This window comes from Acinetobacter nosocomialis NIPH 2119, from assembly GCF_000368085.1.
GTDB lineage: Bacteria > Pseudomonadota > Gammaproteobacteria > Pseudomonadales > Moraxellaceae > Acinetobacter > Acinetobacter nosocomialis.
Map to the genome: position 1 here is coordinate 3,880,334 of NZ_KB849239.1, position 26,543 is coordinate 3,906,876.

Here is a 26,543-nt window from a genome sequence, read left to right on the forward strand (position 1 = left end):
AATCATTTATTCAATTTTGACTTCAGGGTCATTAAAGAACCCAGAGGCCTTAATATACTCAATAAAGTCCTGACAAAGTTGCTCAAATGATGGATATGGAGTCACTAAATCTTTTATGCGGACCATTTCTAACCCTGCATAACCACAAGGGTTAATAGTTTGAAAACCAGTTAGAGCACAGTCCAAGTTTAGGGCTAAACCGTGATAACTACGTCCACGGCGAATTTTGAAACCTAAGGAACCAATTTTTCTATCATTTACATATACGCCTGGAGCATCAGGTTTTGCATATGCTTCAATATTATATTTCTTTAAAACATCAATCATAAATTGTTCAGCAAAACTAACCAATGTACGTACATTCCACTTTAGTCGATTAAGGTCAAACATAAAGTAAGCTACCAGTTGGCCTGGTCCATGCCATGTCACTTGTCCACCACGGTCAGTTTGAACGACAGGAATATTCGATGGAATTAGAATATGCTCTGGTTTTCCAGCCTGTCCTTGAGTAAGGACTTCGTGATGCTGGAGCAACCACAGCTCGTCTGCTGTGTTTTCATCACGTTGATTGGTCAGGTTCTTCATCAATTCGAATTTGCTTTGATAATCTTGTAAATCGTTCCACTGACGAATAATCAAAGTGGGTTTATCAAGGCTCATTAAACATTTTCCTGTGCGACGTACTAAACAGAAGGGCAGCTCACAACATTAAGTCATGAGAGTATGCTCTTGATGAGTTTAAAGTATTTTGCTTAAACGGTTCTAAATATTTGTGATTATTTATAATAAGGTTGTTATAAATAAAAATGCCATGACATTAAAGTTGTCATGGCATCTTAAAATTAAAGTGCAGTTCTTATTTGCGGACAAGCAGCCAAGTCTGCATACAAAGCATGAACTTGTTCCAATTCATCAAAGCGTAATTGTGCGGTTAATGAATGGTATTTGCCTGTACGAGATTCTTGTACTTTTAACGTTGATTGGTCAAAGTCAGGGAAATGTTTTACTAGAATATCAACTACAGCTATACGTAATTCTTCACCCGCATCGCCAATGAGTTTAATTGGATAGTCCATTGGAAATACCCAAAGGTCTTCACGGAGTTCGCGAGATGGAGTGCGGTCTAACATAAGTAACCTCATCATGTGAAACGCCTGCATCATCGCAGGCGTTTGTAGCTCTTTCTATTAAATGGGGACTAGTGTCGAAATTTCAAGATTTCAAAATTTAGTCATTCTCTAAGAAAGAACGCAAGTGTTCAGAACGAGAAGGGTGACGTAATTTACGTAATGCTTTCGCCTCGATTTGACGAATACGTTCACGTGTTACATCAAACTGTTTACCAACTTCTTCTAAAGTATGATCGGTTGGCATATCGATACCAAAACGCATTTTTAATACTTTAGCTTCACGTTCAGTTAAGTTTTCTAGAACTTCACGAGTCGCTTCTTTTAAGCCTTCTGAAGTCGCAGCATCAATTGGAGAAGTGATGTTCTGGTCTTCAATAAAGTCCCCAAGATGCGAATCTTCATCATCACCGATTGGAGTTTCCATTGAAATTGGTTCTTTAGCAATTTTAAGAACCTTACGAACTTTGACCTCATCCATTTCTAAACGTTCACCTAACTCTTCTGGAGTAGGTTCACGGCCCATTTCCTGTAACAATTGACGAGAGACACGGTTAATCTTGTTAATCGTTTCAATCATATGTACAGGAATACGAATTGTACGTGCTTGGTCTGCAATAGAACGGGTAATTGCCTGACGAATCCACCAAGTTGCATAAGTCGAGAATTTATAACCACGACGGTATTCAAACTTATCTACGGCTTTCATCAAACCAATGTTCCCTTCTTGAATCAAGTCAAGGAACTGTAAACCACGGTTGGTGTATTTTTTCGCAATCGAAATTACCAAACGAAGGTTAGCTTCTACCATTTCTTTTTTTGCACGACGTGCTTTGGCTTCACCAATTGCCATACGTTTAGAAATATCTTTAATTTCAGCAACGCTTAAATTAAGTTCTTTCTCAATATCTGCAATCTTTTGCTGGAATGCTAAGACATCTGGACGAACTTTTTCTAAATGAGCTTTGATTTCTGCAGGAGCTTTAGCAATTTGTTCATCTAACCAAGCTGGATTAGATTCTTGTTTAGGGAAAGATGTACGGAATTGAGTACGATCCATACGGCCACGACGCACTGCATAACGCATAATTTCACGTTCGTTGGCACGGATTTGCTCGTGAGTTCCGCGAATCATTTCTGAAATGATGTCAAATAAACGTGGAGTAAATTTAAACATCATGAATACAGTTGCTAAAGACTCAAGAGCTTCATTTGCTTCAGGGCTATTACGGCCATGTTTTTCAATCACAGCTTTAGTTTGAGCCCATGCAGCTTCTAACTCAGCAAAACGAACTTTTGCAACTTCAGGGTCTGGGCCTGAATCACCTTCAGAGTCGTCATCACCTTCAGACTCTTCTTCTTCATCGTCATCATCAAGCTTAACTTCTTTCGTTGACTTTGTAGATGATTCGTCTTCTTCCTCAAGCTCTTCAACTTCTTCTAAAACTTCAGGAATATCTTCATCAGTTTCAGGATCGAGGTAGCCAGATAAAATATCGGCAAGACGGCGTTCGCCAGTTAAAAAATCATTATATTCTTTTAATACAACTTCAACAGCATTTGGCCAGTAAGCGATTGAGTTTAGGACATCACGAATCCCTTCTTCAATACGTTTGGCAATGCTGATTTCACCTTCACGGGTTAATAGTTCTACTGTACCCATTTCACGCATGTACATACGTACAGGGTCTGTCGTACGTCCAGGCTCATTTTCAACAGATGCAAGTACGGCAGCAGCTTCTTCTTCAGCAACTTCATCAGTTGCGTCAGCTGATTCGCCGAACATGGTATCGTCAGATTCAGGTGCACGCTCGTGTACAGGAATACCAACGTCTTGAAGCATTTGGATGATGTCTTCAATCTGTTCGCTTTCAGTAATCGAGTCCGGCAGATGATCGTTAACCTCAGCGTAAGTTAAGTAACCTTGTTCTTTGCCTCGGCTAATCAGAGCCGCTACTTGAGAAGTAGGGGAATGCATATCGCTCATCTTTGCTTACTCTTTGTTGAATCTGTGGCAGTGAAAAACCGTGCATGATAGCACAATTTGCTTGAAATGTTTCGGCTTTGATCGGTGACCGTTAAATAAAAAATATCTTTGAATTCACGACTATTTTTTGGATATTGGGCTAAAATCATTTTTTTCAAGTTTAAATCATAGAAAAATTTGTAGAAATCTTCGATTATCAAAAGACTGTGCTGTTTTATAAATACACAATTTTTTGGGCGAAAAAAAGTACAAATGAGCAATTAAATGAAAAAAATATAAATAAAACTTGACAAGGAAAAGTAAGACAGATAAATAGCGGCTAGACCCATTCACATTTTTTCATTATGAGGTAGTTTTAGTGTCTTCTACAGATTTTGAACTAGATGATAACTACGGCGATGATGATGATGTCGGTTTTGATGAGTCATCAGGCAAAATCAGTGCAAAAGAATCGTTGGAAAAGCGTAGATTAATTGATGATCTATTAGCACAGCGCCGTTTAGAGCGTGAGTTAAAAGATTTCGATTATGATTTAGACGATGATGATCTTGATGATGAAGACTAATCAAAACTAAATAGGGCATCGTCGGCTTAAGTGCTATGCTATCGTCAATTTCTTTTTAAAGTCAGGTAACACAATGAGTGCATTAGATTTAGACCAGTTAAGTGAATATCTAGATGGAGACCAAAATGAGTATGGTCTAGACTTTGCTGCAACTCATGGTTTTTTGTGTGCAATTGCAGTAGGCCCTCAGTTTGACCGCTGGTTAGATGAATTATTCGAAGGTAACCAGAAAAAGGTTCCGGCAGAAATTATTCAGCAAATCAAGGTTTGGCTAGAGTCGATTCGTCAAGATTTAGCAAATGAAAATGGGATTGAATTTCCATTTGAAGTTGAAGAAGCTGATGTTGAATCAAGCCTAGGCGATTGGAGTGTAGGGTTTGTTGATGCAATGTTCTTAAATGAAGAGGCATGGTTTGCTCCTGAGTATGAAGAACAATTGGTTGATTTGACTTTACCTATCATGGTTTTTAGTGGAATTGATGAAGAAGATCCACAAATGGAGTCTTTCCGTCGCAATGGACAGTTAATGGATGAACTGGCAGAAGAAATTCCAGATAATTTGAATGAATTATATTTGATGTACCATACTCCAAATTAATTTATTAGAAGAAATAATAAATAACGTCCTTTCTAGGGCGTTTTTTATTATTAGCACTTATTTAGGAGAAACAAAAAAAGGCATTTAGAAAACTAAATGCCTTTTAAAGTTACTTTTTAATTTTATAGGCGTTTACGCTTAGCAGCAGCAATTTGTGACTGGCGCATACGGAAACCGGCTTTTTGTTTCTCTGTCGTTTTATCGATGCAATATACGCAAGAAACACCATGTTCATAGCTTGGTAGCGCTGATTCTTCAGGAGTTAAAGGCCAGCCACAAGCATGACATTTAATGTTTGCGCCTTCTTCGACACCATGAGTTACCGCAGTACGTCCGTCAAATACGAAACATTCACCTTCCCAAAGACTTTCATCAGCTGGTGTTTCTTCTAAATATTTGAGAATACCGCCTTTTAGGTGATAAACCTCTTTAAATCCTTCTTGAAGAAGTAAAGAAGTTGATTTTTCACAACGAATACCACCAGTACAGAACATCGCAATTTTTTTATCTTTATGCTGTTCTAATTCTTTTTTAACGTACTCAGGAAATTCGCGGAATGTTTCTGTTTTAGGGTCAATTGCACCTTTGAAAGTACCGGCTTTGTATTCATAGTCATTACGTGTGTCGATTAAGATGACATCATCGCGTGCAATAAGCTCATTCCATTCTTTAGGATCAAGATAGTGACCAACTAAATCACGAGGTTTTACTTCTACGCCTAAAGTCACAATTTCTTTTTTAAGCTTAATTTTCATTTTACGGAAAGGTTTGTCAGAGCTATGGGATTCTTTATATTCCATAGCATTGAAGCCTTCATTTAATAAAAATTGATGAATTGTATCAATTGCCTCACGGTCTCCTGCAACCGTACCATTAATTCCTTCACCTGCTACAATCAGAGTTCCGCAAAGGTTAATTGTTTTCACTAAGTCTAAAAGACGTTGTTGAAGATCGGCCGGATCTTGAACTTCTTTAAATTGATATAGTGCTGCAACAACCCAACCCGCGGTCGCTTGCTGTTCTACAGGTGCAAGCTGTTCTACAGTAGCGTTCATGGAATACTCCAAATGTATTAAGATAGAAATTTAAGGCGCGTATTTTAGCGCGAAAATTTGTAATAAGCGAGAAAACCATAAAAAGTATATGGTTTATTTAAGGAGTTTGTTTTGAGTAATGATCATCGAACGCTCTCTCTCACCCCATGTGCAGGGCGTTGTTCAACAGTTTTTGGTGATCAAGTATGTCGTGGTTGTCGCCGTTTTAACCATGAAGTAATTCAATGGAATACTTATACAGTAGAGCAGCGTTTAGCTGTCTGGAAGCGCTTAGATGATCAATTAGACCAAATTTTGGTGCCTATGTTGCCACAGGCAAATATCCAGCATGTGGAAGGGTTTATATTAAGTAAGCGTGTTCGGTTAATGGAAGGGGCGAGTAAAGGCCGTAAACTCTATCATGCCTTAAAAATATGTGAAAAAAATAAGCATCTTGCATCTGAAAGTGGTTTGGGTATTTCAGAAGCACAAGTTAAAGACATATGGACTGAATTTGAAAGACGTGTTTTAGCTCTGGCAAAAGCAAGTTATGAGTTGGCTTGGTTAAGAGCTGATGGTATTAGTCATCACTTGTTAAATATGTTTGAAGAAGAATAACTTTTAAAAAACTTATTTATAAAAAAAGCTGCCATTAGGCAGCTTTTTTACATTAATGTTCTTTCGAATATTAACGCTTGATGTCACGTTGCACTTCACCAGTGTAAAGCTGACGTGGACGACCAATTTTGTAAGGACCGCTGTGCATTTCTAACCAGTGGCTGATCCAGCCAACTGTACGTGCAAGAGCGAAGATAACAGTAAACATTTCTGTTGGGATACCAATCGCTTTAAGGATGATACCAGAGTAGAAGTCTACGTTAGGGTAAAGTTTACGTTCAACAAAGTACGGGTCGTTCAATGCAATACGTTCAAGTTCCATAGCAAGCGCTAATTGAGGATCGTTGATACCTAATGCTTCAAGAACTTCGTCACAAGTTTGCTTCATCACTTTAGCACGTGGGTCGAAGTTTTTGTAAACGCGGTGACCGAAGCCCATAAGTTTAACTTCTTTGCGTTTAACTTTTTCCATGAACTCAGCAACATTTTCAACGCTACCGATTTCATCAAGCATTTTAAGAACTGCTTCGTTCGCGCCACCGTGTGCAGGTCCCCAAAGAGCAGAGATACCAGCAGAGATACACGCATATGGATTCGCACCAGTAGAACCGGCAAGACGAACTGTAGACGTAGAAGCGTTTTGTTCGTGGTCAGCATGAAGCGTGAAAATACGATCCATTGCACGCGCAAGAACAGGGTTTACTTTGTAGTCACGGTCTGCAGGAGTTGCAAACATCATGTGTAAGAAGTTTTCCGCGTAATTTAAGTCGTTACGTGGATAGATGAATGGCTGACCTACAGTATATTTGTAGCTCCAAGCAGCAAGCGTTGGAATTTTAGCAATCAAACGAATCGCAGTAATTTCGCGGTGGTTGATGTCTTCAATGTCAAGGTTGTTGTGATAGAACGCAGATAATGCGCCAACTACACCAACCATGATTGCCATAGGGTGTGCGTCACGACGGAAACCATTGAAGAAACGGCTAACTTGATCGTGAACCATAGTGTGAGCACGAACTTTCGCATCGAACTCAACTTTTTGTTCAGCAGTTGGTAACTCACCATTTAATAATAAATAACAAGTTTCAAGGTAGTCTGCTTGAGTCGCTAACTGGTCAATCGGGTAACCGCGGTGTAATAAAATACCTTTGTCACCATCGATAAATGTGATTTTAGACTCGCATGAAGCTGTCGCCATAAAACCAGGATCAAAAGTAAAGTGACCTGAGGCCAATACATCTTTAACGTCGATTACATCGGGACCTAATGTGCCACTGTAAATTGGTAATTCAATTTCTTTGCCATCAAGATGTAATACGGCTTTTTTGCCAGTTGCTTCAGACATTCAATAGATCTCCTGTCCTGGTGAATGATTATCTGACTCGAAATCCTAATTTTCTCATGTGCGAATCAGACGGTGTCAAAATTTGCTATAAGATTAGTGAGTACTGAAATTTTGTCAATTATACTTATGGATAAAAAATGACGTTCCCACAGAGAGTTAGTCATCAAGACCCGAGCAAAAAAGTCAGTAAAATCACTGCATCGGGATGGTATCATAAGTCAATTCAAGAAGAACGTGCAGAAAAAAAATGAAGCGTGAGTACAATTGTAAGCAAATTTTTAAATTACAATTAAGAATCGGAGGTGGTCATAAAATGCCAATCCGCTTAAAAAAATTATAAAACTCAGTCTGTAATTTTAAATTGCGATTCAAAAATTGTCTAATTATCACTATTTGATAATTCCAAAAGTTGTACTTTTTTTAAGTTTAATTGTTTAAAAAATAGCTTGTTGAACATCCTTAAAAATTTAAAATTCTTTTTTTGTAAAAATACTACTCACTGTTAAGAGTCAAGTAGCTCTTTATTACATTTAAGGTAAATGATGATAGTGGATATTTTTAAAATAAAAATGATTAAAATTAGTATGTAACGGTAAATTTGGTTTATGATTTTGATTAGGCTTGATGAATTATTAACTTTATCTTTAGTCTAAAACTCACTTATTTTAGATAAAGCAGTAGAAAAGATATTTTTTATAAAAGATGTTGTTAAACAAGCACATGTTTTGTTTAGTCTTAAATTTTGGATAGGGAAGACTACTGTTTGGCTGTGTGAATGATTCTTATTTAATGAGTTTTTGCGGAAAAGGCAAAGTGGATTGTTTGTATTTTGATATTTCGCGTTTTATAATTCAGTGTCGTTTATAGGTTAGGCATGAGCTGTGCTTGCCTAACAATGCCAGCTTTCCTTGGAATTAATTCAACAAACTCCGGTCGGAGTTTCTACCTACAGGATGCCCGCTGTGAAAAGCAACAGACCTGTCAATTTGTCCATGGGTCAGGTGTTAGCGGTAAATTTACGCTCACCCGTGGCTATTGCATCAATTTTACACCGTTTATCAGGTGTCATCGTTTTCTTATTAGTACCAGTTCTCTTATGGATTCTAGATAAATCATTATCTTCACCAGAAGGATTTGACTACGTTAAAAATGTCGTTTTCGGAAATATCCTTGTACGTTTTGTCGTGTGGGTATTTGTAGCCGGCTTAATTTTCCACTTTATTGCTGGGGTTAAGCATTTGCTTGCAGATCTAGGTTTTGCTGAAGAACTGCAAAGCGGTCGTATTGCAGCGACAATTTCATTGATCTTATCTGTGGTAGCCATTATCGCAGCCTTTGTATGGATTATGTTCTAATGAAAAGTGCTACAGGTTTAACAGGTTCAGGTTCTCGTGATTGGTTTATCCAGCGTGTAAGTGCTGTGGTATTGGCAGCTTATACTGTTGTTCTTTTTGGTTGGATTCTCTGCAAAGGCGGATTTGACTATCAACAATGGGCTGGCTTCATGATGACATTACCAATGAAGATTTTCTCTTTATTGGCAATTTTGTCGCTTATCGCACACGCATGGATTGGTATGTGGCAAGTTTTCACTGACTATGTCACTACTCGTCAAATGGGTCCTTCAGCGAAAGGTTTACGCCTTGTACTGACTACGGCTGTCATTATTGCAGTGTTTGTGTACGCAATCTGGGGTATCCAGATTTTCTGGGCGAATTGATAGGAAGATATCATGGGCGCGATAAACCCTAAAGAAGATTATTCAAATATTCAAAACCTCACTTTCGATGCTGTTATCGTTGGTGGTGGTGGTTCTGGTATGCGTGCATCTTACCAACTTGCTCAAGCAGGTTTGAAAGTTGCTGTACTTACTAAAGTTTTCCCAACACGTTCACATACAGTTGCTGCTCAGGGCGGTATCGGTGCGTCGTTAGGTAACATGCAAGAAGATAACTGGCATTTCCACTTTTACGATACGGTAAAAGGTTCTGACTGGTTAGGTGACCAAGACGCAATTGAATTTATGTGTCGTGAAGCACCAAAAGTTGTGTATGAACTTGAACACATGGGTATGCCGTTTGACCGTAACGCTGATGGTACAATTTACCAACGTCCGTTCGGTGGTCACTCTGCGAACTATGGTGATAAACCAGTTCCACGTGCTTGTGCTGCTGCTGACCGTACTGGTCACGCATTATTGCACACGCTTTATCAAAGCAACGTGAAAATGGGTACTCAATTCTTCGTTGAATGGATCGCTCTTGATTTGATCCGTAACGAAGCAGGTGATGTGCTTGGTGTGACTGCAATTGACCAAGAAACTGGTAATATTGCCGTATTCCAAGCAAAAGCAACATTGTTTGCAACTGGTGGTGCTGGTCGTGTTTACCGTGCATCAACAAATGCTTATATCAACACTGGTGACGGTCTTGGTATGGCTGCTCGTGCTGGCATTCCATTACAAGATATGGAATTCTGGCAATTTCACCCTACGGGTGTTGCGGGCGCAGGTGTATTGTTAACTGAAGGTTGTCGTGGTGAAGGTGCGATCCTTCGTAACAAAGACGGCGAACCGTTCATGGAACGTTATGCACCGACTTTAAAAGACTTGGCTCCACGTGACTTCGTATCACGCTCTATGGACCAGGAAATTAAAGAAGGTCGTGGTTGTGGTCCAAAAGGTGATTATATCTTACTTGATATGACTCACTTAGGTGCTGACACAATCATGAAGCGTTTACCATCTGTATTTGAGATCGGTAAAAAATTCGCAAACGTAGACATTACTAAAGAACCAATTCCAGTAGTGCCAACAATCCATTATCAAATGGGTGGTATTCCTACGAATATGCATGGTCAAGTGTGCTTACCAGAACCTGGTACAGACAACTACACTAAACCTGTAAAAGGTTTCTATGCAATTGGTGAATGTTCTTGCGTATCAGTACATGGTGCAAACCGTTTAGGTACTAACTCACTTCTTGACTTGGTTGTATTTGGTAAAGCTGCTGGTGAGCACATTATCGACTACGTAACTAAGCATCATGGTGATGAATATGCACCGCTTCCAACAAACGTATTAGAGCAAACTTTAAATCGCGTACGTAAGTTGGATGAATCAACTTCTGGTGAAAATGCACAAGAAGTTGCTGATGCAATTCGTGATATCGTTCAAGACCACGCTGGTGTGTTCCGTACTCAAGCATTGCTTGATAAAGGTGTTAAAGAGATTCTTGCTCTTGAACCGCGTGTGCGTAACATTCACTTGAAAGATAAATCTAAAGTATTTAACACTGCACGTGTTGAAGCGCTTGAAGTTGAAAACTTATATGAAGTTGCAAAAGCTACATTAATTTCAGCTGCTGCGCGTAAAGAATGTCGTGGTGCGCATACGGTAGTTGACTATGAATTACCAGCTGATCACCCAACTTATTCATACGGTCGCCGTGATGATGAGTGGATGAAACATACTTTATGGTATTCATCAGATAACCGTTTGGAATATAAGCCAGTGCGCTTCAAGCCGTTAACTGTTGATCCAATTCCACCAGCACCACGTACATTCTAATCGGGAGTATAAAGATGAGTAGAGGTACTCGTACATTCGAAATCTACCGCTATGATCCTGATAAGGATAAAGCGCCATACATGCAAACTTTCAAACTTGAATTGACTGATAAGCACCGTATGTTGCTTGATGCATTGCTTGCTTTGAAAGTTCAAGACGAAACGTTAACATTCCGTCGCTCTTGCCGTGAAGGTATTTGTGGTTCTGATGGTGTGAACATCAATGGTAAAAATGGTTTAGCTTGCTTGCAAAACCTTAATGACCTACCAGAGAAAATCGTAATTCGTCCATTGCCAGGTTTGCCGGTTGTTAAAGATTTGGTTGTTGATATGAACCAATTCTATGATCAATATGACAAAATTCAGCCATTCTTGATCAATAACCAGCCAGCTCCACCTAAAGAGCGTTTACAGTCTCCGGAAGAGCGTGAACACTTAAATGGTTTGTATGAGTGTATTCTTTGTGCATGTTGTTCAACTTCATGCCCATCATTCTGGTGGAACCCTGATAAATTCTTGGGTCCTTCAGCATTGTTGAATGCATACCGTTTTATTATCGATTCTCGTGATACTGCGACAGCAGATCGTTTGGCTCGTCTTGACGATCCATTCAGTTTGTTCCGCTGTAAAGGTATCATGAACTGTGTGTCAGTATGTCCTAAGGGTTTGAATCCAACAAAAGCTATTGGTCACATCCGTAATATGTTGTTAGATCAAGCGGGTTAATTCTGCACAAATAGAGAACGCACATCCTTGATGTGCGTTTTTTTTTAATTTTATAATAGACGTCTTATACTTTAGTCGTTAAAAGAGGGGTTTTTATATAAAGCACCATATATTAATAGATAAAATTGGATATGTATTTCGCCAATTTATAGATGGTATGTGTCAAAAAAATCAATCGTTCGTTAAGAACATGATACGATTTGCCACAAAGTTGTAGGTAAAAAAAGCGTATACTAGTGAAATTAAATTAAGTGGCACGATCTTAGATCAGTGCTTAATTTTTATGGTCAAAGTCATTTTAGAAAAGTTAATTGTATAGTTAATTTTTCTAAAAAGATTTGCAAAAAATTGCTCGGTTTTAATCGAGTATAAGGTGAGTGATGATGCCATTGAGGGCGTTGTGATTCATTAATTACCTATGGAGTTTTCTCTCTAGGTAGTATGACGCCCCATGGTCTTGAAGACCTGTTGGGTAAGTAGTGTCATTTTTACCAATTTGACATTATGCATCATGGGTGTGCTTAAAAGGCAGCCTGTAATATTTTTTGCAATAGGAAATGGGTCCACAAATGCAAGAAGTTGCTGACGCATTGCGTCTTGACACTGAACTTTCCGCTGATAGTGCAGCGTATATTGAAGAACTTTACGAGCAGTACCTGACTTCCCCAACCTCCGTCGCTGAGGACTGGCGCCAATATTTCGATAAATATCCAAAGGGTGACCAACCACACAGCGCTGTGCGTGAGCAATTCCTATTACTAGGACGTAATGCTAATCGTGTTCAACCTGTTGTACAAAGTACTGTAAGTACTGAGCATGAGCGTCGTCAAATTGGCGTTTTACAACTTATTGCTGCTTATCGCAATCGCGGACATCAAAAAGCTAAATTAGATCCATTAGGTCTTGCTAAGCGTGAAGATATTCCTGATTTAGATCTTTCAGCACACGGTTTAACCAAATCAGATTTAGATACAGTATTCAATACAGGCAATCTTGAGATTGGCAAGAGCGAAGCAACGCTTGCCGAAATGATTGAAGCAATGGAAGCAATCTATTGTGGTTCAATCGGTGTTGAATACATGCACATCGTGGACACAAAAGAAAAACGTTGGATTCAACAGCGTCTTGAAAGTGCCCGTGGTAAATTCAATTTCTCAAATGATCAAAAGAAAGGCTTCTTAGAGCGTTTAACTGCTGCTGAGGGGCTAGAAAAATATCTCGGTAATAAATACGTCGGTGCTAAACGCTTTGGTGTTGAAGGCGGCGAATCTTTTATTCCTATGGTAAATGAGATTATCCAGCGTGCTGGTGCTGTAGGTTGTAAAGAAGTTGTTATCGGTATGCCACACCGTGGCCGTTTGAACCTTCTTGTTAATATTATGGGTAAAAATCCGGCGGACTTGTTTGGTGAGTTCGAAGGTAAATCACTTCATAAGAAAGGTTCTGGTGACGTTAAATACCACCAAGGTTTCTCAAGTAATGTAATGACTCCAGGTGGTGAAGTTCACTTGGCATTGGCATTTAACCCATCTCACTTGGAAATTGTTGGTCCTGTAGTTGAAGGTTCTGTGCGTGCGCGTCAAGTACGTCGTAGAGACATCGGCGGTGATGACGTATTGCCAGTTATTGTTCATGGTGATGCTGCATTTGCAGGTCAAGGCGTGAACATGGAAACCTTCCAAATGTCACAAACTCGTGGCTATACAGTTGGTGGTACGGTTCATATTATTGTGAATAACCAAGTTGGTTTCACAACTTCTGATCCACGTGATGCTCGTTCTACAGAGTACTGTACAGACGTTGCTAAAATGATTCAGGCACCGATTTTCCATGTAAATGGTGATGATCCTGAAGCTGTTATCTTTGCTACTCAATTAGCACATGATTTCCGTCACGAATTCCGTAAAGATGTTGTTATCGATTTGTTCTGTTATCGCCGTCGTGGTCATAACGAAGCGGATGAGCCATCTGGTACACAACCATTGATGTATCAAGTAATTGCGAAGAAAGCAACTACTCGTACACTTTATGCTGATCAACTTGTACAAGAGAAAGTACTTGATCGTGCTGAAGCTGATCAAATGGTTGAAGATTACCGTTCTGATTTAGAAGCGGGTAATCATGTAGCAAATGCATTGATTCTTGAACCAAATACCAAAATGTTTGTTGATTGGACTCCATATTTGGGCCATGACTATACAGACGATTGGGATACTTCATTTGACTTGAACCGCCTTAAAGAATTAGGCGAGGGCATGAGCAAACTTCCTGAAGGGTTTGTAATGCAGCGTCAGGTTCAAAAAGTAATTGAAGATCGCGTGAAAATGCAAACTGGCGAAACTCCTTTAAACTGGGGTGCAGCAGAAACTTTAGCTTATGCGACTTTATTGGATGAAGACTATCTAGTTCGTATTACTGGTGAAGACGTAGGTCGTGGTACCTTCTCACACCGTCATGCGAAATTGCATAACCAAGTTGATGGTTCAACTTACATTCCTCTTTGTCATGTTAAAGAGAACCAACCACGTTTCGCGATTTACGATTCTTTGTTATCTGAAGAAGCAGTTCTTGCATTTGAATATGGTTACGCAACTACAATTCCTAAGAGCTTAATTATTTGGGAAGCACAATTTGGTGACTTCGTAAACTGTGCTCAAGTTGTGATTGATCAGTTTATTGCTTCTGGTGAGACTAAGTGGGAGCGTGTTTGTGGTTTAACGATGTTGTTACCACATGGTTTCGAGGGTCAAGGTCCAGAGCACTCTTCAGCTCGTTTAGAACGTTTCTTACAGTTATGTGCTGAAGACAACATGCAAGTGATCACTCCAACGACACCTGCACAGATTTTCCATGCATTACGTCGTCAGGCTGTACGCCCAATTCGTAAGCCATTAATCGTAATGTCACCGAAATCTTTACTTCGTCATAAACTTGCAACTTCTACTTTAGAAGAGCTAGCACATGGTTCATTCCAGACTGTAATTGACGAAATCGATCAAATTAACAAGTCAGATGTAACTCGTCTCGTACTTTGTGGCGGTAAAGTTTATTACGACTTACTCGAAAAACGTCGTGAACAAAACTTAACTAATGTTGCAATCGTACGTATTGAACAGTTGTATCCATATCCAGAGCAACGTCTTGCAGAAATCTTGGCTGCTTATCCAAATGTGAAAGAACTCGTTTGGGCACAAGAAGAGCCGAAGAACCAAGGCGCTTGGTTGTTTATCGCACCGCGTTTATATGACGATATCTTAAAATCTGGCAAACAAATCCGTATCAGTTTTGCAGGTCGTGAAGCTTCTGCTGCACCAGCTTGTGGCTCACCGTACTTGCATGCAAAACAACAAGCTCAGCTAATTAATGATGCATTGGCAATCGAAGCTGAACAATCAGGAGATTCTCAATAATGGCAACCGAAATTAAAGCACCGGTATTCCCAGAGTCTGTTGCAGATGGCACCATCGCAACTTGGCATAAAAAGGTGGGTGAACCTGTATCACGTGATGAAGTAATCTGTGATATTGAAACCGACAAAGTTGTTTTAGAAGTTGTTGCTCCTGCAGATGGTAGCTTGGTTGCAATCATTAAAGGTGAAGGCGATACAGTTCTTTCTGACGAAGTTATTGCCCAATTCGAAGCTGGTGCTGGCGCAGCTGCTGCTCCTGCAGCAGTAGAACAAGCAGTTGCTCAAACTCAAGCTGGTGCAGCTCCTGTTGTTGAGCGTACAGAAACTGTGTCTGATCAAGCTCCTGCGGTTCGTAAAGCGTTAACTGAATCTGGTATTGCTGCTTCTGACGTACAAGGTACTGGTCGTGGTGGTCGTATCACTAAAGAAGATGTTGCAAACCATCAAGCTAAACCAGCTGCTAACGTTACTCCGTTAAGCGTTGCTGTTGGCGAGCGTATCGAAAAACGCGTTCCAATGACTCGTTTACGTAAACGTGTTGCTGAGCGTCTTCTTGCAGCTACTCAAGAAACTGCAATGTTAACTACATTTAACGAAGTTAACATGAAGCCAATCATGGAATTGCGTAAGCAATATAAAGATGCTTTCGAAAAACGTCATGGTGCTCGTTTAGGCTTCATGTCATTCTTCGTTAAAGCAGCAACTGAAGCGCTTAAACGTTACCCAGCTGTAAATGCTTCAATTGATGGCGACGATATCGTTTATCACGGTTACTATGACATCGGTGTTGCAGTATCTTCTGATCGTGGTCTTGTTGTACCAGTATTACGTGATACGGACCGTATGAGCTACGCAGAAGTTGAAGCAGGTATTGCTGCTTATGCTGCTAAAGCACGTGATGGTAAATTATCTATCGAAGAAATGACTGGTGGTACTTTCACTATCACTAACGGTGGTACTTTCGGTTCATTGCTTTCAACTCCTATTTTGAACCAGCCGCAAACTGGTATCTTGGGTATGCACAAAATCCAAGAGCGTCCTATGGCGGTAAATGGTCAAGTTGAAATCTTGCCAATGATGTACTTAGCGCTTTCTTACGACCACCGTATGATCGATGGTAAAGAAGCTGTAGGTTTCTTAGTAGCAATCAAAGAATTGTTAGAAGAGCCAGCTAAACTCATCCTTGATCTTTAATTTCTTCGAATAAATACCTACCAGGATAGAGCGATCCTCTATCTTGGTTTATGGAGATAAAAATGTCTCAACAATTTGATCTTGTTGTCATCGGCGGTGGTCCTGGTGGTTATGAAGCTGCGATTCGTGCTGCTCAACTAGGCTTCAAAGTCGCTTGTATTGAAAAACGTATTCACAACGGTAAGCCTTCTTTAGGTGGTACTTGCTTAAACGTAGGTTGTATCCCTTCTAAAGCTTTGCTTGATTCTTCTCATCGTTATGAAGATACAGTGCATCACTTAGCTGATCACGGTATTACAACTGGTGAAGTGAATTTCGATCTTGCAAAACTTCTTGCTCGTAAAGACAAAATTGTTGACCAATTAACTGGCGGTATCGACCAATTGCTTAAAGGCAACGGTATTGAGTGGTTAAAAGGTACAGGTAAATTACTTGCTGGTAAAAAAGTTGAGTTCGTTTCTCATGAAGGTGAAACTCAAGTTTTAGAACCTAAATACGTGATTCTTGCGTCTGGTTCTGTGCCTGTAAATATTCCTGTAGCTCCTGTAGATCAAGATATTATTGTTGATTCAACTGGCGCATTAAACTTCCCAGAAGTACCTAAGCGTTTAGGTGTAATTGGTGCAGGTGTAATCGGTTTAGAACTTGGTTCAGTATGGCGTCGTCTTGGTGCTGAAGTTGTTGTATTTGAAGCAATGGATGCATTCTTGCCAATGGCTGATAAAGCTTTGGCAAAAGAATACCAAAAGCTTTTAACTAAGCAAGGTCTTGATATTCGCGTTGGTGCTAAAGTTTCTGGCACTGAAGTTAATGGTCGTGAAGTGACTGTTAAATACACTCAAGGTGGCGAAGAAAAAACTCAAACTTTTGACAAATTAATCGTTTGTGTTGGCCGTAAAGCTTATGCAGAAGGTTTATTGGCTGAAGATTCAGGCATTAAATTAACTGAACGTGGTTTAGTTGAAGTAAACGATCACTGTGCAACTTCTGTAGAAGGTGTATATGCGATTGGTGACTTAGTTCGCGGTCCAATGCTTGCTCATAAAGCAATGGAAGAGGGCGTAATGGCTGTTGAACGTATTCACGGTCATGCAGCTCAAGTAAACTATGACACAATCATTTCTGTTATCTATACACACCCTGAAGCGGCGTGGGTTGGTTTAACTGAAGAACAAGCTAAAGAAAAAGGTCATGAAGTAAAAACTGGTCAATTCGGTTTTGCTGTAAATGGTCGTGCTTTAGCTGCTGGTGAAGGTGCAGGTTTTGTTAAGTTCGTTGCTGATGCAAAAACTGACCGTTTATTAGGTATGCATGTGATTGGACCTGCAGCATCTGATATCGTTCACCAAGGTATGATCGCTCTTGAATTTGTATCTTCAGTTGAAGATCTTCAGTTGATGACTTTTGGTCACCCAACATTCTCTGAAGTTGTTCATGAAGCTGCACTTGCTGTAGATGGTCGTGCAATTCACGCGATTCAACGTAAGCGTAAATAAAATTAAAGAGCGGTTTCTCCGCTCTTTTTCACATTCGATGGTGTGATTAAAAAATCATCAAGTTGATAGACGTAGACAGCAATTTGCACATACAACATGAGAATGTTGCGCAAATTGAAGACAACAAACAAAGTTAAGTAGGTAACTAAATGAACTTACATGAGTATCAAGCTAAAGCGTTATTGAAAGAATATGGTATGCCGGTACAAGAAGGTATCTTGGCAACCAATGCAGACGAAGCAGTTGCTGCATTTGAACAGCTTGGTGGTAAATTCGCTGTAATGAAGGCGCAAGTTCATGCTGGTGGTCGTGGTAAGGCTGGTGGCGTTAAAGTTGCAAAATCTAAAGAAGATGTTATCGAATTTGCAAACAATATCATTGGTACTCGTCTTGTAACGTATCAAACAGATGCAAATGGTCAACCAGTAAACAGCATCATTGTTGCTGAAGACGTATATCCAGTTGAGCGTGAGCTTTACTTGGGCGCGGTTGTAGACCGTTCTAGCCGTCGTATTACTTTCATGGCTTCTACAGAAGGTGGTGTAGAAATCGAGAAAGTTGCTGAAGAAACTCCAGAAAAAATTATCAAAGTTGAAGTTGATCCATTAGTTGGCTTACAACCATTCCAAGCACGTGAAGTTGCGTTTGCTTTAGGTTTGAAAGACAAACAAATCGGTCAATTCGTAAAAATCATGACAGCTGCTTACCAAGCATTTGTTGAAAACGATTTTGCTTTATTTGAAATTAACCCGCTTTCTGTTCGTGAAAACGGCGAAATTTTATGTGTAGATGCTAAAGTAGGTATCGACTCTAACGCGCTTTACCGTTTACCTAAAGTTGCTGCTTTACGTGACAAATCTCAAGAGAATGAGCGTGAATTAAAAGCATCTGAATTTGATCTTAACTATGTTGCTTTAGAAGGTAACATCGGTTGTATGGTTAACGGTGCTGGTCTTGCAATGGCAACTATGGACATCATTAAACTTTATGGTGGTCAGCCTGCAAACTTCCTTGACGTTGGTGGCGGTGCAACTAAAGAGCGCGTAATTGAAGCGTTCAAAATCATCCTTGCTGATACATCTGTACAAGGTGTTTTAATTAACATCTTCGGTGGTATCGTACGTTGTGACATGATTGCTGAAGCAATTATTGCAGCGGTTCAAGAAGTAAACGTAACTGTTCCAGTTGTTGTTCGTTTAGAAGGTAACAACGCTGAGTTAGGTGCTAAATTACTTGATGAATCTGGTTTGAAATTAATTTCTGCGAACGGTTTGTCTGATGCCGCAGAAAAAGTTGTAGCTGCAGTTAAAGCGTAAGGGGAGTATCAATCATGAGCGTATTAATTAATAAAGACACTAAAGTATTGGTACAAGGTTTTACTGGTAAAAACGGTACTTTCCACTCTGCACAAGCTTTAGACTACGGTACAAAAGTTGTTGGTGGTGTTACTCCAGGTAAAGGTGGTACAACTCACCTTGACTTACCAGTATTCAACACAATGAAAGAAGCTGTACGTGAAACAAATGCAGATGCATCTGTAATCTATGTACCAGCTCCATTCGTTTTAGACTCAATCGTTGAAGCGGTTGATTCAGGTGTTGGCCTAATCGTTGTGATCACTGAAGGTGTTCCAACAATCGACATGCTTAAAGCAAAACGTTATTTAGAAACTAACGGTAACGGTACTCGTTTAGTTGGTCCTAACTGCCCAGGCGTGATCACTCCGGGTGAATGTAAGATCGGTATTATGCCTGGTCACATCCATCAACCAGGTCGTATTGGTATTATCTCACGTTCAGGTACATTGACTTATGAAGCTGTTGCTCAAACAACTAAGCTTGGTTTAGGTCAGTCTACTTGTATCGGTATTGGTGGTGACCCAATCCCAGGTATGAACCAAATCGAAGCGCTTCAATTGTTCCAAGACGATCCAGATACTGATGCAATTATCATGATCGGTGAGATCGGTGGTACAGCGGAAGAAGAAGCTGCTGAATTCATCAAATCTAACGTGACTAAGCCTGTAGTAGGTTACATCGCTGGTGTAACTGCTCCTAAAGGTAAGCGTATGGGTCACGCTGGTGCGATCATTTCTGGTGGTCAAGGTACTGCTGAAGAGAAATTTGCTGCATTTGAAAAAGCAGGTATGGCTTACACTCGTAGCCCAGCTGAGCTTGGTTCAACTATGTTGCAAGTATTAAAAGAGAAAGGTTTAGTTTAATAGCTACCTTAAATCTTTAAAAAATACCGCATCTGAAAAATGATGCGGTATTTTTTTGCATCATTGAAAAGTAGCATAAAATGAAATGAGAAATAATAACGCTAAAAAGAGACAAAAAAATACGCAATGATTGGGGTGATCATTGCGTAGAACAACGAATCTGTTAAAAACAGTTTCGGCTTAAGGAGAAATGTCGTGAGGTTCATATCAACCTACTTGAGCTATATTATTGAGGTGTTCATATTTGTTCATTAAGGTTCACGTTAATTAGTGTTACTTCACGTTAAAAGGGTAAGAGCGTGTGAATCATAATAAATATATAGAAATTGTAATAGCTTAAATTATTGAATCTAAATGTAATTATAGAAAAAGCCCCGTAGGGCTTTTTGAATTATATTTTGAATAAAAGAATTAGAATTTAAATAAGCCTAAGCCATCTTTAACTTCATCTAAAGTTTGCTGAGTAATGTCTCGACATTTATCAGTACCTTGACGTAAAACATCCATAATGTAATCAGGGTCTTTAGCAAGTTCTTCACGGCGCTCACGAATAGGAGTAATTAATTCTTTTAACACACCTTCGAGACGTTTTTTAACTGTACCATCACCAAGACCACCACGGCGGTAATGTGCTTTTAGCTCTTCAACTTCTTCTTTATTTGGATCAAATGCATCTAAGTAAGTAAATACGATGTTTCCTTCAACCTGACCTGGATCTTCGATACGAAGATGATTTGGGTCAGTGTACATTGCGTTTACAGCCTTTTTAATGTCTTTGTCAGAAGCATTTAAAACAATGGTATTGCCTAATGACTTAGACATTTTTGCTTTACCATCAAAACCAGGTAAACGAGCCATATTAGAAAGCAATGCTTTACATTCAGGTAAAAGGTCTTGACCAATTTGACGGTTTACACGACGCACGATTTCATTCGTTTGCTCAATCATTGGAATCTGATCTTCACCTACTGGTACTACAGTTGCTTTAAAAGCCGTAATATCAGCCGCCTGTGCAACAGGATAGCAAAGGAAGCCCGCCGGAATGTCACGTTCAAAACCGCGCATTTGAATTTCAGATTTAATAGTCGGGTTACGTTCTAAACGAGCCACAGTTACAAAGTTAAGATATAACATTGTAAGTTCATTCAGTGCTGGTAAACATGACTGAACACAAATAGTTGTTTTAGTTGGATCAATACCAACAGCTAAATAATCTAGAGCAACTTCTAAAATGTTACGACGTACTTTATCTGGGTTATCTGCATTATCTGTTAATGCTTGTGCATCTGCTAATAAGAGGTGTTGATGGTGGCTATCCTGTAAACCTACACGTGAACGCAAAGAACCGACAAAATGCCCAAGGTGAAGTTGTCCGGTTGGGCGGTCGCCTGTCAAAATAATTGGACGCTGATCAACATTACTCATTATTTATTCCACTATCGTATTGGCTTAATCAGGGATAGTAAGCCCTGTAATATAAAAGATTGGCATTATTGTACGGGAAATAAATTTTTTTCGTCAGCGATTGGTTAAACTTTCTTAAAATAATATTGTGAATTTATTCAGTAAAATTACAGAAAACGGAATATTTCATCTTACAATAGCTAGATAAATACAAACCTGGATAAGAAATGGCAAGTGGCTTACTTTTATTACTAGATGATATTGCAACAATTTTAGATGATGTCGCTTTAATGAGCAAAATGGCAGCAAAGAAAACTGCCGGTGTTTTAGGTGATGATTTGGCTTTAAATGCACAACAGGTAACAGGTGTACGTGCAGATCGTGAATTGCCTATCGTATGGAAGGTTGCCAAAGGTTCTTTAGTTAATAAGCTTATTTTAGTACCTTTAGCTTTATTAATTAGTGTTATCGCACCGTGGCTGATTAACCCTTTATTGATGCTAGGTGGTTTATTTCTATGTTATGAAGGTGTTGAAAAAGTTCTTCATACAATTATGCATAGAAAAGCTTCAACCTCTGAGGAAGCAGAAAAAGAATTTAACAATGAAGAGCTGGATCTGGCTACTTTTGAAAAAGAGAAAGTAAAAGGAGCTATTCGAACTGACTTTATTTTATCTGCTGAAATTGTTGTTATTTCTTTAGGAACGGTTGCTACGGCGGCTTTAATAACAAAAATAAGTGTACTTAGCATTATTGCTGTTGTGATGACACTAGGTGTTTATGGCTTGGTTGGTGTGATTGTTAAGATTGATGATTTAGGATTATATTTAACAAAACAGGCTGCTTCTTTTAAACAAACTCTAGGACGTGGTTTACTTACTTTTGCTCCTCTTTTAATGAAGCTACTTTCTATTGTTGGAACTATTGCAATGTTTTTAGTAGGTGGAGGGATTATTAACCATACAATTCCTTTACTTCATCATATTACTGATAGTACCGTCGATCATGTAGAGAATATACCCGCAGTAGGCAATATTATTGGAGCTTTAACACCGACATTAATGAACTTTGCGATTGGTATGATTGCTGGGGCGGTTGTGTTGCTTGTGGTGAGTTTAATACAGAAAATGTGGCCAAAAGCTTCTGACTAATCAGGCCATTTAATAAGAAGAGGGACGTTATGCGCTGGAGAGATCGTAGAGTCAGTACCAATGTTGAGGACCGTCGAGGTGGGGGCGGTGTTAAAGCAGGTGGTATTAGTATTATTGGTTTGGTCGTGGCATTTGTCGCATGGAAATTTTTTGGCGTTGATCCGCAAATGGCTTATCAGGCAACGCAGCAGGTTACTGCTTCACAACAATCAAATGCAACCTCACCAGAAAGTTTAACACCTGAGCAAAAAGAAGCATCGGATTTTGTTGGAACTGTATTAGCTGATACAGAAGATACGTGGACACCTATATTTAAGCAATTAGGGAAAACTTATACACCGCCAACGTTAGTTTTATTTAGTGGAGTGACTCGCTCAGGTTGTGGTACCGCTCAATCTGCTATGGGACCTTTTTATTGCCCAGCTGACCAAAAAGTTTATATTGATACCGAATTCTTTAAAGATATGCGCGAGCAAATGGGGATTTCGGGTGAGCAAAATAAATCAGAGCTTTCTCGCCAAGATCAGGCAGGGGATTTTGCCCAAGCCTATGTTGTTGCGCATGAAGTAGGCCATCATGTTCAAACCTTGCTTGGTATTTCATCTCAAGTGCAACAAGCTCGTTCGCAAGTCAGCCAAAGAGAGGGTAACCAATTATCTGTTCGACAAGAGTTACAAGCTGACTGTTTAGCAGGTATATGGGCAAATCATAATCAACAACGTACTCAGTTTTTAGAGTCTGGTGATGTTGAAGAAGCAATGGATGCAGCTCAAAAAATTGGTGATGACTATTTGCAAAAACGTGCGACAGGACAAGTTGTACCTGATAGTTTTACTCATGGTACGAGTGAACAGCGGATGCATTGGTTTCAAGTGGGCTTAAAGTCCGGTGATATCAACCAATGTGATACTTTTAATAATCCTATCTAATGTTAAAGATGAGTTTATTAAAACACTTTAAATAAGCTCATCTTTTAATACCCCAACTTCATAATTAATGTTAAGAAATTTAACTGATCGATAGAATGATTAAAGTAATTCGTTAAACTTATATTCCAACTTTTAACTGTTTAGGCCCTTATAAGGTGCCTACTTCCTCATTCTGTTCAGTTTAGCTGTCTAGGTTTTTTATTTGGTCATTGACCCAGAAGAAGGGTATTCATGGGTAATTTTTTCTTATTACAAGCACTTACAGTTGTATTTGCTTTATCAATTGCAACGACTATATTCAATAAGCGTATTTTAGGCTTTCCTCAAGCTATTGGCGTGCCTCTTGTTTCTGCAATCTTTGTCTTCATTTTGCAATGGGGAGCTAGTCTCTTAAATGGTAATCAGTTCATTACCATTAATATTCACAATATTGAAGAAGCAGTACGTCATATCGATTTTTATGACTTTTTAATTAATGGCGTCATTTGTTTTATTCTGACATCTTCTGCACTGAAATTTAAAATTTCAGACTTAAGAAGTTATTGGCGACAAATTAGTATTCTAGCGACTATTGCACTAGTTATCTGCGCCGTATTGTTTGGTGGCTTACTTTACGGCTTTCAATTACTGGTTGGCCATCATGTACCAATTTTAGTTCTTCTATTATTAGGCGCGGCATTGGGAGCAACTGACCCGATCGGTATTAAAGGTGTTTTAAGTTCGATTCGTGCGCCCCATCATTTAATTGTCAAATTAGAAGGCGAATCTTTATTTAACGATGCAATGTGTATTGCACTATTTATGACATTGCTGAACGTTTTACAAGGTGAACATTTTTCGTTAGTTGCGACTTTAGAAGCTTTACTTTATGAAATTGTGGTTGCTGTCGGTATTGGATGGGCATTCGGTATAGGAACATTACGTCTATTACGTGGCAAACACGAAATGGAGTCCCTGATTCTAACAACTGCCTTACTTGCTAGCGGAGCATATTTAGTTGCTTTGTTTGCTCACGCTTCTGCTCCGATTGCTTGTGTGATTGGCGGTTTAATTGTTGGTAATAAATGGAAAGAAATCCGTGAAGAGCGTGAGATTAGAGAAGTTAATCATTTTTGGCATACAGTAGAAGGAATTATCAATTCATTCTTATTCACTTTAATTGGTCTTGAGCTATTTATTCTTGATTTGAATTTTAGCCTGATCTTAGGGGGAATAGTTGCTTTCTTTATTTTGCATATTTCTCGTTTTGCAGCAAATTTTATGTCTTTTGCTTTCTTCCCAACAATGCGTAAAACCAAAAGCTATAATGGTAGTTTAACTATCTTATCTTGGGGTGGCGTACGAGGCGGGATTTCACTTGCTTTAATTCTGGCTGTTGCAAATATTCCAGCACTTAGTCCTTATAGTAGTATTCTTATTGGATATACCTTTATTAGTGTACTGTTATCTGGTGTGGTGTGTGGTCTTGGTCTACCGGCAGTAATGAACGCATTTTATTACAACCCTAATGAAGAAACCGAAGGACTTAAAGGCTTTTACCAAAAGTTATGTCACAAAATGAATCGCCGTGGCTTTCAATATATTGTAGGAGAAGATGCGTTAGGAAGAGAAACTATTACTATCTTTAACCCTGATGTTATTGTTGATCAAAAAACAGAAGATGGTATTGCAACTATGCATGACCCTAATAAGTTACAAGAAGTAAAACGTTTTGAGAGTCCAGATAATTTTTAACTTAACTTAAAAATCTTTTTAATTAGTATTAAAAAATTAGGCTTTAGTGTAATAGTAAAATATTATCTGAAGCCATTTTTTTCTATATATATCATTATTAATATATTTTATTTTATTGAGATATTAAAAATTGTTATATAAAAAATTAAATTAAAATAGTTTTCAATAAATTTTCAATAATAAAAAATTAAATTTGTTTTATATATAAAACAGTTGCTAGTTATTTTTCGTAATTTATAAGAATAAGAACGAGAATTTTATTTATATAAAATTTGTATTAATTAAATTTTTTTCTTTAAGGACTTTAGTATTTATTTTTTTTATTTTAAAGTGGTTAATGTAAAAATGATCACATTACTTAATGTTTTTAAGTTGTAGGTCAAAAACTCGAAAACATTAAGTAAAAAGAATTATACAAAAAATCATTTAAATCAATAATATAAAAGGAATATAGATATGCCTGAGATACAAATTATTGCCAAGGACAGTCACAAAACCTTGGTAACAACAGAGGGAACTTCTGCAAAACTTTCAGAAGCGTCAGTTGTATTGGTAAAAGTAGCTGCCAGTGATGTACTGGTAGTCAATAGAGAGGGTACTAATGCAGTAATTCGCCTAAAAAATGGCGAAACTATTGTTATTGAAGGCTTCTTTAGTGGTACTGCTGAACCAGCTGATAACAGTCTTGTATTTCAAGATCAGAATGGTCAACTCATTTGGGCAAAATTTAAAGATGCTGAAAATGATGCAGATGCTGACAGCGATGCAGATGCAGATGCCGACAGTGATGTGGAGCCACAAGCACTTTTAGGTGAAGACTTACCAGCAGCACTACCAGCAGAAGCACCACAGGCATTAGTGTCTGATGTTATTTATCAACCAATTTCTTCAATTCAGCCATTACTTTATCATGATGCAGGTGTGAACCCATGGTTATGGGCAGCAGTACCTCTAGTTGCAGGCGGTATCATTGCTGCTGCATCAAATAGTGGTAGTAGTAATGACTCTTCTCCTGCAGATACTACACCCCCAAATACAAATGGGGTTACTTTCTCTGTTGATCCTATAACTTCAGATAATGTTATTAATTCAACTGAAGCTGCTGGTAACGTTACTGTTACAGGTAGCTTAAAAAATATTCCAGCAGATGCTGCAAATACTGTCGTTACTGTAGTTGTGAATGGTGTAACTTATACTGCAACTGTAGATAAAGTAGCAGGAACATGGAGCGTAGTTGTACCAGGCAGTGGATTAATTGCAGATAGCGATAAAACCATTGATGCAAAAGTTACGTTTACTGATGCAGCGGGTAATAGTAGCAATATAACTGAATCAAAAACTTATACAGTAGATACCACTGCGCCAAATGCACCAGTAATTGATCCAATCAATGCAACTAATCCTGTAACAGGTACAGCAGAAGCTGGTTCAACAGTTA

22 protein-coding genes and 1 pseudogene are annotated in these 26,543 nt (G+C 38.9%); 17 read left to right on the plus strand and 6 right to left on the minus strand.

The genetic code is table 11. From position 1 onward, the window contains the following. Positions 1-6: 6 nt before the first annotated feature. The 3 genes from lipB to rpoD form a co-directional block, all read right to left on the minus strand. The gene (gene lipB / locus F984_RS22090; RefSeq protein WP_004712250.1) at positions 7-660 is read right to left on the minus strand and encodes a lipoyl(octanoyl) transferase LipB; all 654 of its coding nucleotides are present in this window, start codon (positions 658-660) and stop codon (positions 7-9) included. A 182-nt stretch (positions 661-842) separates the two neighbouring features. Then, a complete protein-coding gene (locus F984_RS22095; RefSeq protein WP_002051390.1) occupies positions 843-1,130 on the minus strand; it encodes a YbeD family protein in 288 nt (95 codons plus the stop codon). 97 nt (positions 1,131-1,227) lie between these two features. After that, entirely contained in the window at positions 1,228-3,114 is a 1,887-nt protein-coding gene (rpoD, locus tag F984_RS22100) for an RNA polymerase sigma factor RpoD (protein ID WP_004712253.1), read from the minus strand. 358 nt (positions 3,115-3,472) lie between these two features. On the opposite strand from rpoD, the gene F984_RS22105 reads away from it, so the two are divergent. Both F984_RS22105 and F984_RS22110 read left to right on the plus strand, forming a co-directional pair. Continuing rightward, entirely contained in the window at positions 3,473-3,679 is a 207-nt protein-coding gene (locus tag F984_RS22105) for a PA3496 family putative envelope integrity protein (RefSeq protein ID WP_000099358.1), read from the plus strand. A 73-nt stretch (positions 3,680-3,752) separates the two neighbouring features. Next, positions 3,753-4,277, plus strand: a complete 525-nt coding sequence (locus tag F984_RS22110; RefSeq protein WP_004712255.1) for a YecA/YgfB family protein — start codon at positions 3,753-3,755, stop codon at positions 4,275-4,277. 122 nt (positions 4,278-4,399) lie between these two features. On the opposite strand, the gene trhO is transcribed toward F984_RS22110, so the two are convergent. Beyond that, positions 4,400-5,332, minus strand: coding sequence for an oxygen-dependent tRNA uridine(34) hydroxylase TrhO (gene trhO, locus F984_RS22115; protein ID WP_002051550.1), 933 nt, complete (start codon positions 5,330-5,332; stop codon positions 4,400-4,402). Between the two features lie 111 nt (positions 5,333-5,443). Between trhO and F984_RS22120 the strand changes: the two genes are divergently transcribed. Further along, positions 5,444-5,929: a DUF1289 domain-containing protein gene (locus F984_RS22120; RefSeq protein ID WP_002051256.1), complete on the plus strand. Its 486-nt coding sequence runs from the start codon at positions 5,444-5,446 to the stop codon at positions 5,927-5,929. Between the two features lie 70 nt (positions 5,930-5,999). Here F984_RS22120 and gltA read toward each other — a convergent pair whose 3' ends face one another. Continuing rightward, positions 6,000-7,274 carry a citrate synthase gene (gene gltA / locus F984_RS22125; RefSeq protein ID WP_001287579.1) on the minus strand — a complete coding sequence of 425 codons (1,275 nt, stop codon included), beginning with the start codon at positions 7,272-7,274 and terminating at the stop codon, positions 6,000-6,002. A gap of 953 nt (positions 7,275-8,227) precedes the next feature. Between gltA and sdhC the strand changes: the two genes are divergently transcribed. The 10 genes and pseudogenes from sdhC to sucD all read left to right on the plus strand — a co-directional run bounded on the left by sdhC (position 8,228) and on the right by sucD (position 19,887). Further along, positions 8,228-8,629 (plus strand): succinate dehydrogenase, cytochrome b556 subunit, encoded by a 402-nt coding sequence (sdhC, locus tag F984_RS22130; RefSeq protein ID WP_001984863.1) that lies wholly within the window; start codon positions 8,228-8,230, stop codon positions 8,627-8,629. Further along, positions 8,629-8,994 carry a succinate dehydrogenase, hydrophobic membrane anchor protein gene (gene sdhD / locus F984_RS22135; protein ID WP_000833672.1) on the plus strand — a complete coding sequence of 122 codons (366 nt, stop codon included), beginning with the start codon at positions 8,629-8,631 and terminating at the stop codon, positions 8,992-8,994. Before sdhC ends, sdhD begins: the two co-directional genes overlap by 1 nt. 12 nt (positions 8,995-9,006) lie before the next feature. Then, the gene (gene sdhA / locus F984_RS22140; protein WP_002051114.1) at positions 9,007-10,842 is read left to right on the plus strand and encodes a succinate dehydrogenase flavoprotein subunit; all 1,836 of its coding nucleotides are present in this window, start codon (positions 9,007-9,009) and stop codon (positions 10,840-10,842) included. Positions 10,843-10,856: 14 nt separating this feature from the next. Continuing rightward, positions 10,857-11,567: a succinate dehydrogenase iron-sulfur subunit gene (locus tag F984_RS22145; RefSeq protein WP_002051353.1), complete on the plus strand. Its 711-nt coding sequence runs from the start codon at positions 10,857-10,859 to the stop codon at positions 11,565-11,567. 283 nt (positions 11,568-11,850) lie between these two features. Continuing rightward, positions 11,851-11,979: pseudogene (locus F984_RS22730) on the plus strand (hypothetical protein). Positions 11,980-12,136: 157 nt separating this feature from the next. Further along, positions 12,137-14,977, plus strand: a complete 2,841-nt coding sequence (locus tag F984_RS22150) for a 2-oxoglutarate dehydrogenase E1 component (RefSeq protein WP_002051480.1) — start codon at positions 12,137-12,139, stop codon at positions 14,975-14,977. After that, on the plus strand, positions 14,977-16,170 hold the full coding sequence (odhB, locus tag F984_RS22155; protein ID WP_002051292.1) for a 2-oxoglutarate dehydrogenase complex dihydrolipoyllysine-residue succinyltransferase: 1,194 nt from the start codon (positions 14,977-14,979) through the stop codon (positions 16,168-16,170). The genes F984_RS22150 and odhB overlap by 1 nt, the downstream gene beginning before the upstream one ends. A 62-nt stretch (positions 16,171-16,232) precedes the next feature. Next, entirely contained in the window at positions 16,233-17,666 is a 1,434-nt protein-coding gene (lpdA, locus tag F984_RS22160; protein ID WP_002051272.1) for a dihydrolipoyl dehydrogenase, read from the plus strand. A 149-nt stretch (positions 17,667-17,815) separates the two neighbouring features. After that, a complete protein-coding gene (gene sucC, locus F984_RS22165; protein WP_001048573.1) occupies positions 17,816-18,982 on the plus strand; it encodes an ADP-forming succinate--CoA ligase subunit beta in 1,167 nt (388 codons plus the stop codon). Between the two features lie 14 nt (positions 18,983-18,996). Next, on the plus strand, positions 18,997-19,887 hold the full coding sequence (gene sucD, locus F984_RS22170; RefSeq protein WP_002051332.1) for a succinate--CoA ligase subunit alpha: 891 nt from the start codon (positions 18,997-18,999) through the stop codon (positions 19,885-19,887). A gap of 411 nt (positions 19,888-20,298) precedes the next feature. On the opposite strand, the gene trpS is transcribed toward sucD, so the two are convergent. Next, entirely contained in the window at positions 20,299-21,312 is a 1,014-nt protein-coding gene (trpS, locus tag F984_RS22175) for a tryptophan--tRNA ligase (protein ID WP_004712256.1), read from the minus strand. A gap of 206 nt (positions 21,313-21,518) precedes the next feature. Here trpS and F984_RS22180 point away from each other — a divergent pair, with 206 nt between their 5' ends. From F984_RS22180 to F984_RS22195, 4 genes are all read left to right on the plus strand, one after another. Then, the gene (locus F984_RS22180) at positions 21,519-22,442 is read left to right on the plus strand and encodes a DUF808 domain-containing protein (protein WP_004712258.1); all 924 of its coding nucleotides are present in this window, start codon (positions 21,519-21,521) and stop codon (positions 22,440-22,442) included. 29 nt (positions 22,443-22,471) lie between these two features. Then, the gene (gene ypfJ, locus F984_RS22185) at positions 22,472-23,371 is read left to right on the plus strand and encodes a KPN_02809 family neutral zinc metallopeptidase (RefSeq protein WP_002051488.1); all 900 of its coding nucleotides are present in this window, start codon (positions 22,472-22,474) and stop codon (positions 23,369-23,371) included. A gap of 231 nt (positions 23,372-23,602) precedes the next feature. After that, positions 23,603-25,105 carry a cation:proton antiporter gene (locus F984_RS22190; RefSeq protein WP_002051161.1) on the plus strand — a complete coding sequence of 501 codons (1,503 nt, stop codon included), beginning with the start codon at positions 23,603-23,605 and terminating at the stop codon, positions 25,103-25,105. A 456-nt stretch (positions 25,106-25,561) separates the two neighbouring features. Continuing rightward, positions 25,562-26,543 (plus strand): BapA/Bap/LapF family prefix-like domain-containing protein (locus F984_RS22195; RefSeq protein ID WP_004712261.1); only part of this gene is annotated, 982 nt, incomplete at its 3' end.

Coding starts and splice junctions, on each gene's coding strand:
- lipB (WP_004712250.1), bottom strand. CDS start 660: ATGAGCCTTGATAAACCCACTTTGATTATTCGTCAGTGGAACGATTTA.
- F984_RS22095 (WP_002051390.1), bottom strand. CDS start 1,130: ATGTTAGACCGCACTCCATCTCGCGAACTCCGTGAAGACCTTTGGGTA.
- rpoD (WP_004712253.1), bottom strand. CDS start 3,114: ATGAGCGATATGCATTCCCCTACTTCTCAAGTAGCGGCTCTGATTAGC.
- F984_RS22110 (WP_004712255.1), top strand. CDS start 3,753: ATGAGTGCATTAGATTTAGACCAGTTAAGTGAATATCTAGATGGAGAC.
- trhO (WP_002051550.1), bottom strand. CDS start 5,332: ATGAACGCTACTGTAGAACAGCTTGCACCTGTAGAACAGCAAGCGACC.
- gltA (WP_001287579.1), bottom strand. CDS start 7,274: ATGTCTGAAGCAACTGGCAAAAAAGCCGTATTACATCTTGATGGCAAA.
- sdhC (WP_001984863.1), top strand. CDS start 8,228: ATGCCCGCTGTGAAAAGCAACAGACCTGTCAATTTGTCCATGGGTCAG.
- sdhD (WP_000833672.1), top strand. CDS start 8,629: ATGAAAAGTGCTACAGGTTTAACAGGTTCAGGTTCTCGTGATTGGTTT.
- sdhA (WP_002051114.1), top strand. CDS start 9,007: ATGGGCGCGATAAACCCTAAAGAAGATTATTCAAATATTCAAAACCTC.
- F984_RS22145 (WP_002051353.1), top strand. CDS start 10,857: ATGAGTAGAGGTACTCGTACATTCGAAATCTACCGCTATGATCCTGAT.
- F984_RS22150 (WP_002051480.1), top strand. CDS start 12,137: ATGCAAGAAGTTGCTGACGCATTGCGTCTTGACACTGAACTTTCCGCT.
- odhB (WP_002051292.1), top strand. CDS start 14,977: ATGGCAACCGAAATTAAAGCACCGGTATTCCCAGAGTCTGTTGCAGAT.
- lpdA (WP_002051272.1), top strand. CDS start 16,233: ATGTCTCAACAATTTGATCTTGTTGTCATCGGCGGTGGTCCTGGTGGT.
- sucC (WP_001048573.1), top strand. CDS start 17,816: ATGAACTTACATGAGTATCAAGCTAAAGCGTTATTGAAAGAATATGGT.
- sucD (WP_002051332.1), top strand. CDS start 18,997: ATGAGCGTATTAATTAATAAAGACACTAAAGTATTGGTACAAGGTTTT.
- trpS (WP_004712256.1), bottom strand. CDS start 21,312: ATGAGTAATGTTGATCAGCGTCCAATTATTTTGACAGGCGACCGCCCA.
- F984_RS22180 (WP_004712258.1), top strand. CDS start 21,519: ATGGCAAGTGGCTTACTTTTATTACTAGATGATATTGCAACAATTTTA.
- ypfJ (WP_002051488.1), top strand. CDS start 22,472: ATGCGCTGGAGAGATCGTAGAGTCAGTACCAATGTTGAGGACCGTCGA.
- F984_RS22190 (WP_002051161.1), top strand. CDS start 23,603: ATGGGTAATTTTTTCTTATTACAAGCACTTACAGTTGTATTTGCTTTA.